The 262-nt window shown below is 66.8% G+C and carries 1 protein-coding gene; it reads left to right on the forward strand.

All coding sequences use genetic code 11. The annotated features are described in order from the left end of the window. The coding region (locus SB754_RS20985) for an aldehyde dehydrogenase family protein (RefSeq protein WP_410784281.1) at positions 1–262 on the forward strand (262 nt) is incomplete at both ends.

The following is a 262-nucleotide window of genomic DNA, read 5'->3' on the forward strand; positions in this document are numbered from 1 at the left end:
GCTGAAAACCGGTGATGGCACCAGGGATTCGGACATGGGTCCGCTGGTCACCGCCGCACATCGCGACAAGGTTCGCGGCTACGTCGACGCCGGGGAGTCGGAGGGCGCGACGGTCGTGGTGGACGGGCGCACCATCACCGAGAACCCGGAGCGACCTGCCGATGGGTTCTGGCTCGGGCCGACGCTGCTCGACCATGTCACGCCCGACATGAGCGTGTACACCGATGAGATCTTCGGGCCGGTTCTCTCGGTGGTTCGGGTC

It is taken from the genome of Leifsonia sp. SIMBA_070 (assembly GCF_046534635.1).
Lineage (GTDB): Bacteria > Actinomycetota > Actinomycetes > Actinomycetales > Microbacteriaceae > Leifsonia.